This is a genomic window from Colidextribacter sp. OB.20 (genome assembly GCF_009911595.1).
In the GTDB taxonomy this organism is placed as follows: Bacteria; Bacillota; Clostridia; order Oscillospirales; family Oscillospiraceae; genus Lawsonibacter.
On the sequence record NZ_QWKG01000004.1, the window covers coordinates 62,560 to 78,122 of the forward strand.

A 15,563-nucleotide genomic window follows, 5' to 3' on the forward strand; every position below is an offset into this window, starting at 1 on the left:
GCTCTTATGGCATACTGCCGAATCGATGAGCTCACCGCCGATGAGGAGCCCCTCTTTGAGGGGATATATCAGGCTGCGGTGAGCTACATGGAGCAGGCGGGGATCGCTGGGCCCGAAGCAGGGACACCCCGCCGGGGGCAGTATGACCTGTGTGTCAACGCCCTGGTTCTGGACTCCTGGGACCGGAGAGGAGCCGTGAGCGAGGCCCGGTCCGGACATACCATGACGGACAACGTGTCCTTCAGGCACCTGCTGAACCAGCTGAAGCTGACAGAGCCAGCTGATCCCTTAGACACCGGGCCGTAGGGCGGGGGCTCTGCCCCCCCGCCGAAGCCCGGGCGGCACGGAGGCCGCCCCCTACAAAGGAGCCTTTCTATGTACGTCAATGCGGGAGAACTGAACAAGCGTATTTCCATCTATCAAAAGCCGGAGCTGGAGGAGGACGGATATCTCCCGGAAAATCCGGAGCCTGTGCTGGTGCATACCTGCTGGGCCCGGTTCTCTCAGACCAGCGGGACTGAGATGGTCAAAAACAATGCCGACTTTGGGGAAACGAGAGTCCGTTTTCTGATTCGGTACACCCGGAAGAAGCTTGACCGGAAAATGTTTATCCGCTACAGGGAGGAGGATTATGAAATCCTCTATCTCAACACTTACGGCGACAGCGAGGAATATATGGAAATCTGGTGCAGGCGGATAAGTAATGAGGGAGGAAAGAGCGGTGACCAGGCTGGACGGTAAAATCGAAATCGTTTGGAAAACAAGACTATGCACTGTTGATGATGAGTTTGGAGCTTTCCAAATTTGGGTTCCGTCTGATCCGCCCCTGGCGGTTGTGGAGTTTTCCGACGGTGTGCGGCAAGTGGCTGCGGAAAAAATAAAATTCTGCGATGAAGACCACCAGATGGTAGTCGGGTTTGAAAAATTCAGCAAGGAGAACGGAAATGCTGGACGACAGGATCAGGGCGGCGGTTGAGCCTCTGGTGCCGGTTTGCGTACCAGACCTCTATACCGGAGACGAAACAGAATACTGTACGTATAACTACAGCGAGCTGCCTGCCGCCTTTGGGGACGGGCGGCCCCATGTCACCCGGTATCTGGTTCAGGTGCACTGGTTTCTCCCTCTGAAGCGCCGGCCCCACCCCAAAAAAAAGGAGCTGGCCCGGGCGCTGGGGACCATGCAGAGGTGCGCCATCTGGCCGACTGTCGAAAACGCCTCCGATGAGCTGGGCCAGCACTATGTGTATGAGTTTGTTGCGGTGGATACGGAGGTGTAGATATGCCCGGCGAAGGCGGGCGGCGCGGAGGTATAGGACGGGGCGGCGCGGAGGCCGCCCCCTACACCCGTAGGGCGGGGGCTCTGTCCCCCGCCGCAGAAAGGAGCGGATATGGCGAAGCTGAGTGTAAGCGGTATTGATGACCTAATGTTATCGCTGGAGGAGATCGCCTCCATTCCAGACGATGTGGCCGCCGCCATGCTGGACGCTGAGGCCCAGGTGGTGGAGGAGTATCAGCTGGGCAGCGCGGCGACCATGCTGAAAGGCCCATACTCCACAGGGCAGACAGCCCTTTCTATCCGCCGGGGCAAAATGAAAAAAGGCCGGGACGGTGCCAGAATGGTCTATGTATCCCCCACCGGAACCAATGACCGGGGCGTGAGAAACGCCGAGGTCGCTTTCATCAATGAGTATGGCATTCCCAAGAGCAAGGGCCGGCAGGCCCGGCCCGGACGGCAGTTTATCCGTATCGCCAACGAAAAAGCCGCCGATCCCGCGGTGGCGGAGGCGGAAAAAATCTACGATGAGTTTTTGAAATCCAAAAATCTGTAAGGAGGAAATTTGTATGGAATGGACCATTGAATATCCGATGTGGGCTCCCTTTGCGGATGAAAATCCGGAGCCGGATGGTGCGTTGCCCAACTATGGAACGCCGCTTTCCTTGGGTGAGGTGAATAAATTCCAGTATGCTCCAACGATGAATGAAGGGAAAGCGTATGGCAACTCTGTTTTGGCGCGGTATTTGAGCGTTTTTAAGGAGGGTACTGCTCAAATTACTCTGCTGGACGTTGAGAATGTCGTAAAATCGAAAGTTTTGGGTGCGGAACTGGATGAGAAAGACGGTCTGATCTTCCGAGTCGATGACAAGCCGCCTTATGGGGGCTATGGCTGCATCGCAGGAACTCTGCTGGCCGGGAATAGGCAGGGATATTTTGGAATATTTCTCCCCAAGCTGAAAGCAGTGATCCAGGGGAAAGAGCTGAATACCAACGGAGAAAATATCCAGCTGACCAGCGAAACCCTTAATCTTACCTATTCTGCAGCCAAGGATGGCACCCATTTTATGCAGTCACCTTATTTTGATACAAAGGAAGAGGCTATGGCGTGGGTAGATCAGCGGTTCGTGAAAGCCAGCAGCTCGTCGGTCCAGAGCGCCCCAGCTAGGACAGCAAGCAAGGCGGGTCAGGTATGAAGCTGACGCCCTTTGAGTTTAACGGGACCACCTATTACCTGCTGCTCAACGGGGCGGCCATGTTTGATATCTACGACCAGTTCGGCAGTGAGGGGTCCATCTTGGATCATGTTATGGGAAACAGTAGAGACGCTTTTGAGAATGTGTGCTGGTATCTGGAAGAGCTGGCCGCCCAGGGGGAACTGTTCCGGCGCCGGCAGGGCTTTGACAATGGGCCTATGCTGTCAGCCAATACCCTGATGCTGGAGCTTTCCCCTATGGACGTACCCAGGGCCCGGGCGGCCATTAAAGCGGCTGTCTACAGAGGACTTCTACGGGAAGAGGAACCGCCTCCGGGGACCGTGGACCTTTTCCGGGCTGAGTGGGAAAAAAAAACGGACGAAAATTTACCCGCGCCCAGTACCTGAACGCGGCCGCCCAGTTTCTGGGCCTGAACGTGTTTGAGGCCATGATCCTCCCCGTGGGGCTGATTCTGGATATGGAGGAGCTGGAAATCCAGCGGCGGAGGCTGAGGGAGGAAAAATGACCCCCCTCAGTCAGCCTTCGGCTGACAGCTCCCCCACAAGGGGGGGAGCCATTGGAGATCACCCCTTTGCCTCCCCCTTTATGGGGGAGGTGGCCCGCAGGGCCGGAGGGGGTGTCCGGAAAGGAACGTAATATATGGCTGTCAGAACGATCACTACCCGGCTGGCGCTGGACGGGGAGGCACAATTCAAGCAGGCTATGACCTCCGTTAACGCCTCGCTGCGGGCAATGAAGAGCGAGATTGCCCTGTCGGAGGCCCAATTTAAAGGGCAGGCCAACACCGTGGAGGCCCTGACCGCCAAGGACAAGCTGCTCCGGAAAGAGATCGAGCAGCAGACTGAGAAGGTCAAGGCCCTGTCGCAGGCGCTCCAAGACGCCGCCCAGGTCTACGGGGAGGACAGCAATCAGGTAAGCAACTACCAGGCCCAGCTTAACAGGGCAAAAACTGACCTGGTTAACATGAACCAAGCGCTGAACGAAAATACCAAATATCTGTGGGAAGCCAGAAACAGCGCTGACGGAACCGCCAAGTCTATCGACGGCTTCGGCAACGCCACCAAGGGCGCCGGGGACTCCGTCAATATGTTGGCCTCCGCGCTGAAGGCCGCCGGGGTGGCCGCAGCTCTCCATGAGATCGCCGGGGCCATTCGCAGCTCTATCGACGCCTCCATGGAGTTTGAGACGGCCATGGCCAACTTCAACAAGGTGGCAAAGCTAAACAATCGTGAGCTGTCCATCATGGCGGATCAGATCAAGCAGCTGTCCACTGAAATACCAGCAACAACTTCTGAAATTGCGCAGGTGGCAGAGGCTTCCGTCCGGCTTGGCATTGCGAAGAAGCATGTGCTCCAGTTCACGAGAGTCATGATTGACCTGGGCAATGTCTCTGACCTCAGCTCCGACCAGGCGGCCACCGCCCTGGCCCGGTTCGCCAATATCACCAGGACCGCGGCGGAGGACTACAGCCGCCTGGGCTCCACCGTGGTGGCCCTGGGCAACAATTTCGCCACGTCAGAATCCGAGATCACCAACATGTCCTCCCGGCTGGCCGCCGCCGGCAAGCTGGCGGGCTTGAGCGAGAGCCAGATCATGGGCCTGGCCGCCGCCATGTCCTCCGTAGGCATTGAGGCGGAGGCGGGCGGCACCGCCATGACCCAGACCCTCACCGCCATGGAGAAGGCGGTAACCTCCGGGGGAGAGAAGCTGGAGCTGCTTGCCCAGGTGGCAGGCATGTCCTCCCAGGCGTTTTCTGACGCCTGGGCAAATGAACCCATTACTGCCATACAGGCCTTTATTGGCGGCCTGGCCGGGCTGGACGAAAAAGGGGAGAGCGCCACTCAGGTGCTGGATGACCTGGGAATATCCGGTGTCCAGCAGGCCAACATGCTCAAGTCCCTGGCCCTGGCCAATGAGACGCTGGTGGACGCTGTGGCCCTGGCTAACCGGGCCTGGGACGAAAATACAGAGCTGACCGAGACCGCCGCCGAAAAGTACGCCACCGCCCAGGCCAAGCTGGATATGGCCGCCAACGCGGCAAATAATTTGAAAATCGCTGTGGGCGACGCTTTGAGGCCTGCCCTGGGGGCGCTGGCGGAGGGCGTCACCCCGGTACTGGGCGTGATTGAGACGGTCATCAAGGACAATCCCCTTCTGGTGCAGGGTATTACTGCCGTAGTCACCGTTTTGGGGCTTCTGACCGCCGGGATGACCGCCTATAACATCATCGCTCCCTTGGCGGCCACCGCAACCGGGGCGCTGGCCGCTGCATTGCATCTTCTTCCCTTCGTCGGTGTGGCCACCGCTATCGGGGTAGCCGTGGCTGGACTTAACAGCTTTGTCAAGTGGCTGACGCGAGCTAATGAAGAGGCGGAGGCATTTACCCAGGCGGCGGACGCCATGGACGGGGCCGCCGCCGCCTTGGCGGAGTCCATGGGCGGCGCGGTAACCGCCGCCCTGGAGGAGTCCGGGGCGCTGAACCAGCTAAAGGCTGCCGCCGGAGACGCTGGCCCGTTGCTGGAGGAGCTGGCCGCCCGGTCTGAGGAGCTGGAGGAGGCCACCCTCTACCTGGCTGGGGCCAACGACACCCTGTCCGCCGCCCTGGAGGAACAGAGCAGCCAGGGCCGCCTCAGCCTCCAGACAGCCCTGGACCTGATCGACGCCGGGTACGGCGCCGCCATTGCCGTGGATGAGGAGACCGGGGCGGTCACGCTGAACCGGGAGGAGTACATCCGCCTGGCCTCCGCCAAGATACAGGAGCAGATTGCCACCCTGGAGGCCCAAAAGTCCGCCCTGGAAGCTGCCGCCGCCCTGGACGATGAGGCCGCCGCCGCCCGGCGGGACAGCAGCGCCTATTGGGAGGCCGCCGCCGCCAAGGCCGCCAAGACCGCCGCGGACAAGGATGATATCAAATCTTTGGACGCCCAGATCGCCGCGCTGAAGGCCGCCCAGAGCTCTTTGGGCAGTTACACCGGCGCGGCGGAGAGCTCCGCCCGGCGGACCGCGTCCGCCTCCAGACAGGTCAAGACCCAGGCCCAGCAGGACCTGGAGGCCTACAAGCAGATGAAGGCGGAGCTGGACCACCAAAAGGCCGTGGACCTGGTGGATGAGGCGGAATATTACCGCCAAATGGCGGAGTACCGGGACCAGTACCTCACCGACGACGCCAATGTCAGCGAATACCGGAAGGTTACAGAGCAAATATACAAATACGACAAGTCTCTGGCCGACCAGGAGGCCGAGCTGTGGGCCGACCAGACCGACGCCCTGATCTCTGAGCTGGAGGAGCGCATCAAATCGGTGAGCGGCCAGCAGGACAAGATGGAGGACCGGCTCAGTGGCTACGGGGACCTGTTTGAGGTCAAGGATAACAATTTGACCCTGAACAGCATCCAGGACCAGATTGACGCTATCAACGACTATGAGGAGGCCCTCACCCGGCTGAAGGAGCGGAACATCTCCGGCGGGCTGATGAACGAGGTCCTCAACCTGGACGTGGACAGCGCTACCCAGTACGCCCGGGAGCTGCTGGAGATGAGCGAGGAGCAGTGGGAGGAGTACAACAATCTTTGGGATGAGAAGCAGCAGCGGGCCATGGAGGTGGCCGAGCAGTTCTTCAAGGACCAGCTGGACGTGCTGGAAACCGAGTACAACGACAAGCTGGGCGCCGCCCTGGACAACCTGACCGACACCTCCTACTCCAGCGGTGTGGACACCGCACAGGGCCTCATTGACGGCCTGGCCTCCCAGGAGGAGGCCCTCTATGCCCAGGCCCAGCGGATGGCCGAACAGGTATCCAATATCCTGGCCGGAGCGGGACGCATCCCCTCCAACTCGGAGCTGGCGGCCAGCTTCTCCACAGATCGGATTGCCGAGCGGTTCCAGGGGGTGACCCCCGCCCAGATGCAAAATGCGGTGGTGGGCGGCGTGAACGCCCTCAATACCGCCAGCGCCGGGGCGTCGTATTCCAGGGTTGACGTTACCCTGGAGCTGGACGGCCAGGTCCTGGCCCGGAAACAGGTTGATCCTATGCGTCAGGCATTTAAGGAACGGCCCGAGACGCTGGACGATAAGTGATCTATTGCCTCCGCAGCGGGGCAGGAAATAAAAAAGGGGGTGCTGTTTTGGAGCCTGCACAAATCAATCTGGGCGGCGGTTTGCCAATGCCCAATGTGAGCTTTGACCAGTACAGCTGCTGGGAGGATATGCTCTCCGTGCAGGTGGACATGATCTCCGGCCGGCGGGTGGTGGAGGAACGGGGGCTGATCTGGCGGGTGTCCGTCAGCTATGACTATCTGACAGACAGCGTCCTTCGGGCCGCGCTGGCGATCCTCCGGTCCGGAGCGCCCTTTATCGCCTCCGTGCTGCCCGACAGCCGGGACACCCCCGTAACCTCCCGGTTCCTGGTGGAGAGCCTGACTCAGCCCAAGCTGCTGGCCTTTGACAGCTCTAAACCAATCTGGCATGGGCTCGCCTTCTCCCTGCGGGAGGAGGAGCCGCATGGCTGAAAGGAGTAATCAGTATGAAGGATGGAATTATTAAGGGCAGCGGCAACAGCCGGTATTTGAGAACCGTCGCCAACGCGCTGACCCTGTATCCCAACTATGAGAGCTTTATCGCCGCGCTGATCCAGGGCACTTTTCCCATTGACCTGAACGGAATCAATTCCTCCGGCTGGTCTGCCGTGGGCACAAAACTCAACAAGGCCGCCCTGCTCACCGACTCCCTCTGCTCCGCCCTGGGCCTGTCTACCGCAGCTACCCCTAACCAGGCCATGGACAAGCTGCGGCAGCTGATTAATACCGCCAACTCAAACGCGGACGGGAGGACAAAGACGCAAATTGTCTCTTATAGGGGAACGGATACCTATGGAGAGAGTGATCCTAGCTCTGTCACGTTTTCCTTTGCCCCGGAGGTAGTGATATTTTTGGGAAATGGCTTGCAATTAAAAGATGGGTCGTATAACTGGGAAAGCATGACGGAGATTAATGATGGTTATACCCGATATGCAAACGGAATCAGCAGCATTATGATTTCGTCTATGCTTACCGCTTCTTTTGCAAAAGGATTAGGGTTCGGCTATATGTATGGAAGTGACTATAATGCTTATAAAAAGTACGGAAAGAAGAGCACGGACGGGAAAACCTTTTCTTGGTATGCTACAGATATTGCATTTTCTCAGTTGAATGATTCCGCTTATAACTATTATTTTCTGGGTATTGGCTAATGCTGCCGCGCCCGCTGCGGCTTCCAGGCGTGGTATTTAACTGATTCATAAAACGAAGGAGGCGGGCGGATGATTGCCACAAGCCCGGAGTATCAGGCGGCTATTGTAGGCTCCCCCCGGCGGGTGGAGATACTGGCTATCGTAGACCTGAGCGACCCCGACCTGGTCTGGGGCCCGGTGCTCTCCTCCGGTCTGGCCCCCTGGTCTAAGCCTGACGAGCTGCACAACAAGGAGTTTGAGACCCCGCCCCGTCTGGCTACCCTGGAGTGGGGACGCTGGCTCCTTGACGGCTCATTTGACGGCTTTCCAGCCGATTACAGCGAGGTAAACGGAGTGGGGGTCGCCACGGAAGCTGTGAGCGGCTCCAGCGGGGCGTTTTCTCAGCCTGTTTTCATCCGTCAGGAGCTGGAGCACGTCCACGTACTGCAGATGCTATCTATTTTCTTCTCCTCCGACCCCCTGGACGGGGTCCCGGAGGACTTTGTGGTGGAGGTGCTGGCCGGAGAACAGGTCTACCTGTCCAAGGAGTACACCGGCAGCACCGCCACCGAGATTTCCATCACCGGATTCACCGTCTACGACCCCACCGCCATCCGGCTGACGGTGACCAAGACCACCCTTCCATACCGGCGGGTGCGGGTGATGGAGATTCTTCCAGGACTGTATGAGCGGTGGCCCTCCCGGATGTTTGCCACCTTCTCCTGCGTGCAGCAGGGGGAGTTCTCCTGCCTGTCCCTGCCCTATGGCAGCGTGACCATGGCTATCGACAACAAGTCCCGGCGGTTTGAGCCCCGGCGTAAGGACGGTATCTTCCAGTCCATCGAGGAGCGCCAGGCCATCGACGTGTACATCGGGGTGCGCCTGGCCTCCGGGTCCTATGAACATGTGCGGCTGGGGCTGTTCTACATGGCCGGGGACGGGTGGAAGACGGGGGATAACTCCCTGACCATGCAGTGGTATCTGGTGGACATCATCGGGGTGCTCACAGACCGGAGCTTTCTGTGGCTGGCAGAGGAGGACCTCCCCACCACCCTGGGAGGCTGGCTGGAAGCCATTGTCCTCCAGCTGGGGGAAAACTTTCGGTATCGTTACAGCGCCGACCCGGACTACATCGACAAGCCGGTTACCGCCAAAAAACAGGAGGATGTGGTGGGGAAAAAGTGCGGGGACCTGATTCGGTGGGTCTGTCAGGCCTCGGGCACCTGGCCCCGGGCGGATGCGGAGACGGGCAAGCTGTGCGCCGAGCCCCTCTGGAATCAGGGAAACCAGATTACCCTGGCCAACCTGGTGAAGTATCCCACCATGGGGGCCAACAGGTCTCTGGCCGCGCTGATCTTTACGCTCTCCGACGGGACGGAGCTGGTGATCAGCGGCAACTCCACCAGCTCCGAGGATACAGTGCGCATTGTCAACCCCTTCCTTCACACGGCGGAGCAGGCTCGGGCGGCCGCCCGGCTCATTCTGGCCCAGTATGGCGGCAACGTGCTGGAGACCACCGGACGGGGAGACCCCTCCAGTGAGATCGGAGACGTTGACACCATACAGCTGGACGAATCCAACGCCACCACCGCCCGGCGGAAGAGCCAGACAATCCAGTTCCAAGGCGGCGTCATGCAGAACTGCCCCAGCACTCTGCTCCAGGCCGACGGGTCCTATCTCTGGGAAAACTTTGAGGTTATTCGGGAGAGCGGAAGCTGGAGAGCGCCTCCTGGAGTGCGCCAGCTTCGGCTGGTCCTGGGCCAGGGGGGCCAGGGGGGCGGCCACGGCGAGGACGGCTACGTCCGGGAGGGCTGGGACACTGTGGAGGCGGGATACGGCGACCCGGGCCAGGACGGCCAGGGGGGCAAGATTTGGTACGGCGTTATTGACTGCAACGAGGAGCAGGAGTTCGTCGTCCACCTGGGGGCCGGGGGCGCTGCGGCTGCCGTCAAGGGCGTCCCTGGGGCCAAGGGAGAACATACTACCTTTGGAGCCTACTCCTCCGCCAACGGTCAGGTCTATGAGCAGGGGTATACCGACATTGCAAACGGCCAGGTCTTTGCCCGGCCCGGCGTGGAGGCTCCCCTCCCGGGCACCGGAGACGGAGGAAAGGGCGGCAGAGGAGGCGACCCGGGCGCCGGCATTATTTATGAGGTCTATGACAAGGAGACCGGCCAGGTGGTCGGCACAAGATTTGAGGTCACAGAGGAGCCCGGCCCCGGACACAAGGGCGTTGACGGGGCCACCGGGTTTGTGATGGTGACGTGGGAGAAAGTAGAGGAGGGTATTAAATGATCGCGTTGTTTATCTCTATCCTGAGTTTGGTCGTTGTAATTTGTTTGATGTTTTTTGCAAAGAAAGCAACAAAAGCAGTGCCCTGTAGACTGGAACAGCTCGAACTGGGGCAATCCAAGGAGCCCTTTTCCGTTGCCGAATATATGGACCGGATTGATCGGGCACAAGTGGAGATTTTGAGCAATCAGAAGACTGTCGATCAGACAATAATCCTTTGGTGGGGGCTGGATGGTCTGCGTTTGAACGAGGACGGGATATTGGAGTGGATCACCCGGAAGAAAAAAACGCCGAAGCCCTCTAAAACAGCGGATACCTCATTCTATCTTTCTGGCGTCGAGAATTTTCTGGTACAGTATCCCAGTTATTTGGACTTTTTGTTGGGCCTTTCTGCCCCACTCCCTACTGATCTAGTTTGAAGCGATGAGACTAGGTTATCAAATATGCCGTGAAGAAAGGAGAATGCCTATGAAATGGAGAGATGACCCCGGGACGCAGGCGGCCCTTGGTGCGCTGCTTGACACTTTAGCGGGTAAAAGCGGGGGGGGGGGTAATTCCCTCGAAACCATTGCGCCGCAAGGGATACGAGGCTTTGTCCTCTTTCTGGACGACGGCCGGGTAGCCGCCGTAAACCTGGAGGAGGAGAAACCCTCCGTCAGCGGCGGCGCCGCTGACACCTCCCTTCACGAAGGGAGGCAGGACTATGACTGACGGCATTATCAGGGGCTCCGGCAACAGCCGGTATTTGCGCACCGTGGCCAACGCCCGGACGCTCTACCCAACCTACAGCGATTTCCTCACCGCGCTGATTCAGGGCACCTTCCCCATTGATCTCAACGGCATCAACTCCTCCGGCTGGTCCACCGTGGGCATGAAGCTGAACAAGGCAAACCTGCTCACCGACTCCCTCTGCTCCGCCCTGGGCCTGTCTACATCCGCCACCCCCAACCAGGCCATGGACAAGCTTCGGCAGCTGATCGCGACGGCACAGGCCGGGGTTGATAACGGGGTGAAAATCGAGCTGGTATCCTATGTCGGAACGGGAACAAATGGAGTAAATAACCCAACCAGCGTTACATTTCCGTTCGCTCCAAAAATTATGTGCCTTACAAATTATCAGAACATTAGGGAGGGCGCGAATTATACAAATTATACTCCGAGCGATTGGATAAACCCAATTCTTCTGACGACTGACTATCAAAGAGGTATTCTTAATTCTAATGCCACGATCTGGGCAAAAATAAGCTCAGACAGAAAAACGCTCACATGGTACAGCACCGAAAGCTTTATGGTGCAATGGAACAGCCCTACCAACCGATACGATTGGCTTGCGATTAAGTAAATCAAACGAGAGGAGGCGGCCTAATGGCTGTATACACCCCGGTTATTATCAGCGTGACCCTTAGTCCCAACCCAGGCAAGGCGGGGCAGCCGGTAAAAGTCTCCATCGCCGCCTCCGACGTCCAGGCAATCCCCGCCAATGCGGACTACTACAGCAACGAGTTTTACGCGGGAGAGGTGTAGCGGATGGCGATTACAAAAGTCAGGGTGAAGTTGGAGGGGGTCTGGACCACCCTGACCTACAACAGCTCCACCGCCCGCTGGGAGGGAAACATCACCCCCGCCGGCACCTCTATCCACCAGCCGGGGGGCTACTTCTCCCTGACGGCGGAGGCCACCAACTCCAACGGTCAGACCGACACCCTCACCGGAAGTCAAATCCAGAGCCTGCGGCTGGTGGTCCGGGAGACCACCGCCCCGGTGGTGACCCTGGTTTCCCCGGCCCAGGGCTGGCTGACCACAAACACCCCCAGATTTGTCTTTGAGGCCTCCGATGAGGCGGGGGGCTCCGGTCTTGATACCTCCAGCGCCCGGGCCACCATTGACGGGGTATCCGTTTCCTGCTCCCTGACGGCCTCCGGCAGCGCCTACCGGCTCACCTTCGGCGGCCAGGTGCTCTCCGAGGGGCCCCACACCGTCACCGCCTCGGTGGCCGACCGGGACGGCAACCGGACCACTGTCACCGCCAACTATCAGGTGGACACGGTGCCCCCGAAGATTGTCCTCACCCTCCCGGAGAGCCACCGGGTGGTGGACTGGGCTGAGGTCACCATCGCCGGCGCCGTCTCCGACGCCACGGCGGGGGTAGCCAGCGTCCATGTTGGGAGCGTCTCCGTCACCCCGGACGGGGAGGGGAAATTCTCCCTCACCGTGCCCCTGGAGGTGGGGGAGAACAACATCACTGTCACCGCCGTGGACCACGCCGGGCTTCAGACCACCGCGTTGGTATGGATGCTTCGGCTCATCACCGACCGGGTCCAGGCCGACGTGGACCGGGTGGCGGAGCTGTCCGCCCGGGCGGCTGGGGGCATCCCCTTCTCCCAGTGGCCGGCGGCGGACCGGACCTATTGGCTGGGAATTTTGAAGGGGGCCTATAAAAATCTGGACATGAACCGGGTGGGGATTGCCGTTGACTATCTGACTCGGGAGTTCACCGCCCGGGGCTACGCCCCCATCACCCAGCCAAAAAAAGACTGGACCGCTCAGAACTACCCTACCCTCGCCCAGCGGCAGACCTATCTGGACAACGTGGCCCAGATCGCCGGTCTGCTCCCCGTCCAGGCCCCGGCGCTGCCTCCGGATATGGAGGGCTTCGACTTCATGGAGGCCAACGCCGTGGAGGCCAACCTGGTAGCCGCCGACAGCTTTTTCCCTTGGATGGACCGCTCGCCCTACTACAGCGACGAGATTTACTGCGGGGAAGAATAAGAAAGGAGAATTTTATGAATGTTTTGGAAGGATTGCAGGCAGTACATAGCACTTTAGCGAGCGAAAGTGGGGGGGGGGTAATTCCATCGAAACCATTGCGGCACAAGGGATAAGAGGCCTCGCCATTTTTCTCAGCGACGGCCGGGTGGCCGCCTATGACCTGGAGGAGGAGAAACCCTCCGTCAGCGGCGGCGCCGCTGACACCTCCCTTTGCGAAGGGAGGCAGGGCCATGACTGACGGGATCATCAAGGGCTCAGGCAACAGCCGGTATTTGAGGACCGTGGCCAACGCCCGGACGCTGTATCCAACCTGGGACGCAGCCCTATCCGCCCTAATCCAGGGGACCTTTCCCGTGGATTTAAATGGGATCAATTCTTCCGGCTGGTCTACCGTGGGCACAAAGCTCAACAAGGCCAGCCTGCTCACCGACTCCCTCTGCTCCGCCCTGGGCCTGTCCACCTCCGCCACCCCCACCCAGGCCATGGACAAGCTCCGCCAGCTGGTCGCCACAGCTCAGGATACAGCAAATGCACGTCCTGATTTGTTGATGGGCAGCTATGTCGGAACTGGAGTAGAAGGAACAGAAGCTTCCCCAAGATCTTTGACCTTTTCTCGTGCGCCAAAAATTGTAATGATGCTGACAGAAGCTCCATTCAGGAGAGGAAATACTGCCTATGATTTTTTTGATGTTATTGGAAACAACAACACAGTAATAAACTGCGCCGCTTTATCGACTGAATGGAAACGTGGAAATACGTTTGGGTCAGAAAGACCAAATTCCGTGAGTGATTCTCAATCTCACGCCCCACTAGGAAAAAAATCGTCAGACGGGAAAACCATTTATTGGTACACAGAAGGAAGCACCTACGGGAGTAATAACGGATCATGGTGCGCAAATAAATCTGGCACAACTTATTATTGGATCGCTTTTTGTTAGGAGGTAACTTATGACCATCATCAAAATTCAGACCAACGACAACGGCAGCCACGACAACAACACGATCTACGGGGCGACGCTGGAGGAGTTCACCATCCCGGAGGGCTGGGCACTCCTCCCCGAGTCCCTGGGCACCCCCGAGACGCTGGAGAGCTTTCCCTTTGGGATTGTTACTGCAGAGGACATCGACGGGGTCCCCACGGTCACCAGCTGGACCCCGGGAACTGTTCCGGAGCCGGAGCCCACGCCGGAGCCCGAAGAGGAGGTCACTCCTGAGGACGTCCTCAAAACCATGTTAGGAGGCTGACAACATGCTTACAAACTCTGATCTCAAGGCTGCGGAGCAGCTGCGCCGGGCCCTCCAGCTTTTTGCCGAAACCCTGCCTGAAGCCCAGGCCAGGGAGGTGGCTGCGGTCTACCCGGCCTATCAGACAGGCCGGGCCTATAAGGCAGGCGAGTACCTCACCGATGGCGTGGACACCAACGGAGACCCACTGCTTTATAAGGTGGTCCAGGACCACACCAGCGCCGATGAGTGGCCCCCTGAGATCACCCCGTCTCTGTATACCTGCGTCAGCCTGGGGACCTCAGACTGGCCTATCTGGAGCCAGCCCACCGGCGCCCACGACGCATACAACGCAGGCGACGTAGTGGACCGAAACGGCACGCTGTACAAGTCCAAAATTGACGGAAACGTCTGGGACCCGGAGCAGTTTCCCGATTACTGGGAGGTCTACGAGGTGGTTTGAGGTGCCGGGTCAACAAAACATTAATTTCGTTGACCGTTTTCCCAGGAGAACGGGCGGGCCATCCGTCAAAACGCCCAATTTCTGCGTGAAACACCGGGAAAAGGGCCGTGTACCGCTATGGGAACTTTGCCCGAAAAGTTGCGAAAAATATCCCCTTGGTAAAATTGACAGTGAGGAGTGATTTTATGTTCCAGCTGTACGCAAACCGGACCCACCTGGAGGTCCAGGGAGCGGAGCTGCTTACCTCCGGCAGCGCGGGAGTTTTTCAGGCGGCCTTCACATTCTCCTCGGACTGGGAGGGGTTGGAAAAAACCGCCGTATTTCGTGCTGGACGGGTGTCCAGGTCCGTGATCCTGGATGGAGAGGGGCCGGTGGTCATCCCCTGGGAGGTGCTGGAGACCCCCGGTGTCTGGCTGGAGTGCGGCGTCTATGGAAAAAGGGGGGATACCATCGTCCTCCCTACCGTCTGGACTCAGCTGGGCTACATCCAAAAGGGGGCATCCCCCGGGCCGGAGTCCAGACCCCCCACCCCTGAGCTGTGGCAGCTGGAGCTGGCAAAAAAACAGGACAAGCTGTCCGGCCAGCCCGACCAGCTGGTGGGCTTCGATGACCAGGGCAACGCCGTGGCCGTAGACGCAGGTGAGGCTATGCAGGGGCCGCCCGGCCCTGCTGGTATTCAGGGGCCTGCCGGAGAAGCGGGACCTCCGGGGGAAAAGGGAGCTGACGGATTGCCCGGCAAGGATGGAGACCCCGGGCCCCCGGGTCCACAGGGAGAACCAGGTCCGCAAGGTCCTGTGGGGCCGCAGGGAGAACGAGGAGAACGAGGAGAACGAGGAGAACAGGGGCCTCCCGGCCCGGCTGGCAGTGGCTCCGATATCACCGCCGGAGACGGGCTGAGCAAAGACGGCGACACCCTCAACGTGGACAACCCGGTCCGGGGCATCCTGACCCAGGCGGAGTGGGACGCCCTCACGGAAGAGCAGAAAGCCAGCGGGACCTACTTCGTGGACGATGGCGGCGGCTCTGGAGGGGGAAGCAGCTGGGAGACCTATTCCACCGAGGAGCAGAGGATCGGCACATGGTTCGGGAGGCCGCTGTATCGGAAATGTTATGAAGTAG

General features: G+C 59.4%; 20 protein-coding genes and 1 pseudogene. All 21 read left to right on the forward strand.

Annotated features, from left to right (window positions below):
- The first annotated feature begins 6 nt into the window (after positions 1 to 6).
- Positions 7 to 306 carry a head-tail connector protein gene (locus D1641_RS01255; RefSeq protein WP_243149192.1) on the forward strand — a complete coding sequence of 100 codons (300 nt, stop codon included), beginning with the start codon at positions 7 to 9 and terminating at the stop codon, positions 304 to 306.
- Between the two features lie 69 nt (positions 307 to 375).
- Complete coding sequence (locus tag D1641_RS01260) at positions 376 to 741, forward strand: phage head closure protein (protein WP_160662580.1); 366 nt, start codon at positions 376 to 378, stop codon at positions 739 to 741.
- Positions 722 to 976, forward strand: a complete 255-nt coding sequence (locus D1641_RS01265; protein WP_160662581.1) for a hypothetical protein — start codon at positions 722 to 724, stop codon at positions 974 to 976. Before D1641_RS01260 ends, D1641_RS01265 begins: the two co-directional genes overlap by 20 nt.
- Positions 945 to 1,277, forward strand: a complete 333-nt coding sequence (locus D1641_RS01270) for a hypothetical protein (RefSeq protein WP_160662582.1) — start codon at positions 945 to 947, stop codon at positions 1,275 to 1,277. Before D1641_RS01265 ends, D1641_RS01270 begins: the two co-directional genes overlap by 32 nt.
- Before the next feature lie 111 nt (positions 1,278 to 1,388).
- A complete protein-coding gene (locus tag D1641_RS01275; RefSeq protein ID WP_160662583.1) occupies positions 1,389 to 1,829 on the forward strand; it encodes a hypothetical protein in 441 nt (146 codons plus the stop codon).
- Positions 1,830 to 1,842: 13 nt separating this feature from the next.
- Positions 1,843 to 2,469, forward strand: a complete 627-nt coding sequence (locus D1641_RS01280) for a hypothetical protein (protein WP_160662584.1) — start codon at positions 1,843 to 1,845, stop codon at positions 2,467 to 2,469.
- Entirely contained in the window at positions 2,466 to 2,876 is a 411-nt protein-coding gene (locus D1641_RS01285; protein WP_160662585.1) for a hypothetical protein, read from the forward strand. Before D1641_RS01280 ends, D1641_RS01285 begins: the two co-directional genes overlap by 4 nt.
- Positions 2,831 to 2,995: a hypothetical protein gene (locus tag D1641_RS01290; RefSeq protein WP_160662586.1), complete on the forward strand. Its 165-nt coding sequence runs from the start codon at positions 2,831 to 2,833 to the stop codon at positions 2,993 to 2,995. Before D1641_RS01285 ends, D1641_RS01290 begins: the two co-directional genes overlap by 46 nt.
- Before the next feature lie 134 nt (positions 2,996 to 3,129).
- Positions 3,130 to 6,567 carry a phage tail tape measure protein gene (locus D1641_RS01295; RefSeq protein WP_160662587.1) on the forward strand — a complete coding sequence of 1,146 codons (3,438 nt, stop codon included), beginning with the start codon at positions 3,130 to 3,132 and terminating at the stop codon, positions 6,565 to 6,567.
- A gap of 47 nt (positions 6,568 to 6,614) precedes the next feature.
- Positions 6,615 to 6,998 (forward strand): hypothetical protein, encoded by a 384-nt coding sequence (locus D1641_RS01300; protein ID WP_160662588.1) that lies wholly within the window; start codon positions 6,615 to 6,617, stop codon positions 6,996 to 6,998.
- Positions 6,999 to 7,012: 14 nt separating this feature from the next.
- Complete coding sequence (locus D1641_RS01305; RefSeq protein ID WP_160662589.1) at positions 7,013 to 7,717, forward strand: hypothetical protein; 705 nt, start codon at positions 7,013 to 7,015, stop codon at positions 7,715 to 7,717.
- A gap of 69 nt (positions 7,718 to 7,786) precedes the next feature.
- A complete protein-coding gene (locus D1641_RS01310; protein ID WP_160662590.1) occupies positions 7,787 to 9,991 on the forward strand; it encodes a hypothetical protein in 2,205 nt (734 codons plus the stop codon).
- The gene (locus D1641_RS01315; RefSeq protein WP_160662591.1) at positions 9,988 to 10,407 is read left to right on the forward strand and encodes a hypothetical protein; all 420 of its coding nucleotides are present in this window, start codon (positions 9,988 to 9,990) and stop codon (positions 10,405 to 10,407) included. Before D1641_RS01310 ends, D1641_RS01315 begins: the two co-directional genes overlap by 4 nt.
- A 49-nt stretch (positions 10,408 to 10,456) precedes the next feature.
- Complete coding sequence (locus tag D1641_RS01320; protein WP_160662592.1) at positions 10,457 to 10,699, forward strand: hypothetical protein; 243 nt, start codon at positions 10,457 to 10,459, stop codon at positions 10,697 to 10,699.
- On the forward strand, positions 10,692 to 11,330 hold the full coding sequence (locus tag D1641_RS01325) for a hypothetical protein (protein WP_160662593.1): 639 nt from the start codon (positions 10,692 to 10,694) through the stop codon (positions 11,328 to 11,330). The genes D1641_RS01320 and D1641_RS01325 overlap by 8 nt, the downstream gene beginning before the upstream one ends.
- 23 nt (positions 11,331 to 11,353) lie before the next feature.
- Entirely contained in the window at positions 11,354 to 11,512 is a 159-nt protein-coding gene (locus D1641_RS01330) for a hypothetical protein (RefSeq protein WP_160662594.1), read from the forward strand.
- Between the two features lie 3 nt (positions 11,513 to 11,515).
- The gene (locus D1641_RS01335; RefSeq protein WP_160662595.1) at positions 11,516 to 12,757 is read left to right on the forward strand and encodes a hypothetical protein; all 1,242 of its coding nucleotides are present in this window, start codon (positions 11,516 to 11,518) and stop codon (positions 12,755 to 12,757) included.
- Between the two features lie 230 nt (positions 12,758 to 12,987).
- On the forward strand, positions 12,988 to 13,695 hold the full coding sequence (locus tag D1641_RS01340) for a hypothetical protein (protein WP_160662596.1): 708 nt from the start codon (positions 12,988 to 12,990) through the stop codon (positions 13,693 to 13,695).
- 10 nt (positions 13,696 to 13,705) lie between these two features.
- Positions 13,706 to 14,002 carry a hypothetical protein gene (locus tag D1641_RS01345; RefSeq protein WP_160662597.1) on the forward strand — a complete coding sequence of 99 codons (297 nt, stop codon included), beginning with the start codon at positions 13,706 to 13,708 and terminating at the stop codon, positions 14,000 to 14,002.
- A gap of 4 nt (positions 14,003 to 14,006) precedes the next feature.
- Positions 14,007 to 14,444, forward strand: a complete 438-nt coding sequence (locus D1641_RS01350) for a hypothetical protein (RefSeq protein WP_160662598.1) — start codon at positions 14,007 to 14,009, stop codon at positions 14,442 to 14,444.
- Positions 14,445 to 14,629: 185 nt separating this feature from the next.
- Positions 14,630 to 15,563 (forward strand): annotated as a pseudogene (locus tag D1641_RS19345) (hypothetical protein); the annotation flags it as partial.

What these genes read in the sequence shown, in the direction of transcription:
- D1641_RS01260 (WP_160662580.1), top strand. Translation starts at nt 376, where the DNA reads ATGTACGTCAATGCGGGAGAACTGAACAAGCGTATTTCCATCTATCAA.
- D1641_RS01320 (WP_160662592.1), top strand. Translation starts at nt 10,457, where the DNA reads ATGAAATGGAGAGATGACCCCGGGACGCAGGCGGCCCTTGGTGCGCTG.
- D1641_RS01285 (WP_160662585.1), top strand. Translation starts at nt 2,466, where the DNA reads ATGAAGCTGACGCCCTTTGAGTTTAACGGGACCACCTATTACCTGCTG.
- D1641_RS01345 (WP_160662597.1), top strand. Translation starts at nt 13,706, where the DNA reads ATGACCATCATCAAAATTCAGACCAACGACAACGGCAGCCACGACAAC.
- D1641_RS01275 (WP_160662583.1), top strand. Translation starts at nt 1,389, where the DNA reads ATGGCGAAGCTGAGTGTAAGCGGTATTGATGACCTAATGTTATCGCTG.
- D1641_RS01340 (WP_160662596.1), top strand. Translation starts at nt 12,988, where the DNA reads ATGACTGACGGGATCATCAAGGGCTCAGGCAACAGCCGGTATTTGAGG.
- D1641_RS01315 (WP_160662591.1), top strand. Translation starts at nt 9,988, where the DNA reads ATGATCGCGTTGTTTATCTCTATCCTGAGTTTGGTCGTTGTAATTTGT.
- D1641_RS01335 (WP_160662595.1), top strand. Translation starts at nt 11,516, where the DNA reads ATGGCGATTACAAAAGTCAGGGTGAAGTTGGAGGGGGTCTGGACCACC.
- D1641_RS01325 (WP_160662593.1), top strand. Translation starts at nt 10,692, where the DNA reads ATGACTGACGGCATTATCAGGGGCTCCGGCAACAGCCGGTATTTGCGC.
- D1641_RS01310 (WP_160662590.1), top strand. Translation starts at nt 7,787, where the DNA reads ATGATTGCCACAAGCCCGGAGTATCAGGCGGCTATTGTAGGCTCCCCC.
- D1641_RS01350 (WP_160662598.1), top strand. Translation starts at nt 14,007, where the DNA reads ATGCTTACAAACTCTGATCTCAAGGCTGCGGAGCAGCTGCGCCGGGCC.
- D1641_RS01305 (WP_160662589.1), top strand. Translation starts at nt 7,013, where the DNA reads ATGAAGGATGGAATTATTAAGGGCAGCGGCAACAGCCGGTATTTGAGA.
- D1641_RS01295 (WP_160662587.1), top strand. Translation starts at nt 3,130, where the DNA reads ATGGCTGTCAGAACGATCACTACCCGGCTGGCGCTGGACGGGGAGGCA.
- D1641_RS01330 (WP_160662594.1), top strand. Translation starts at nt 11,354, where the DNA reads ATGGCTGTATACACCCCGGTTATTATCAGCGTGACCCTTAGTCCCAAC.
- D1641_RS01280 (WP_160662584.1), top strand. Translation starts at nt 1,843, where the DNA reads ATGGAATGGACCATTGAATATCCGATGTGGGCTCCCTTTGCGGATGAA.
- D1641_RS01270 (WP_160662582.1), top strand. Translation starts at nt 945, where the DNA reads ATGCTGGACGACAGGATCAGGGCGGCGGTTGAGCCTCTGGTGCCGGTT.
- D1641_RS01255 (WP_243149192.1), top strand. Translation starts at nt 7, where the DNA reads ATGGCATACTGCCGAATCGATGAGCTCACCGCCGATGAGGAGCCCCTC.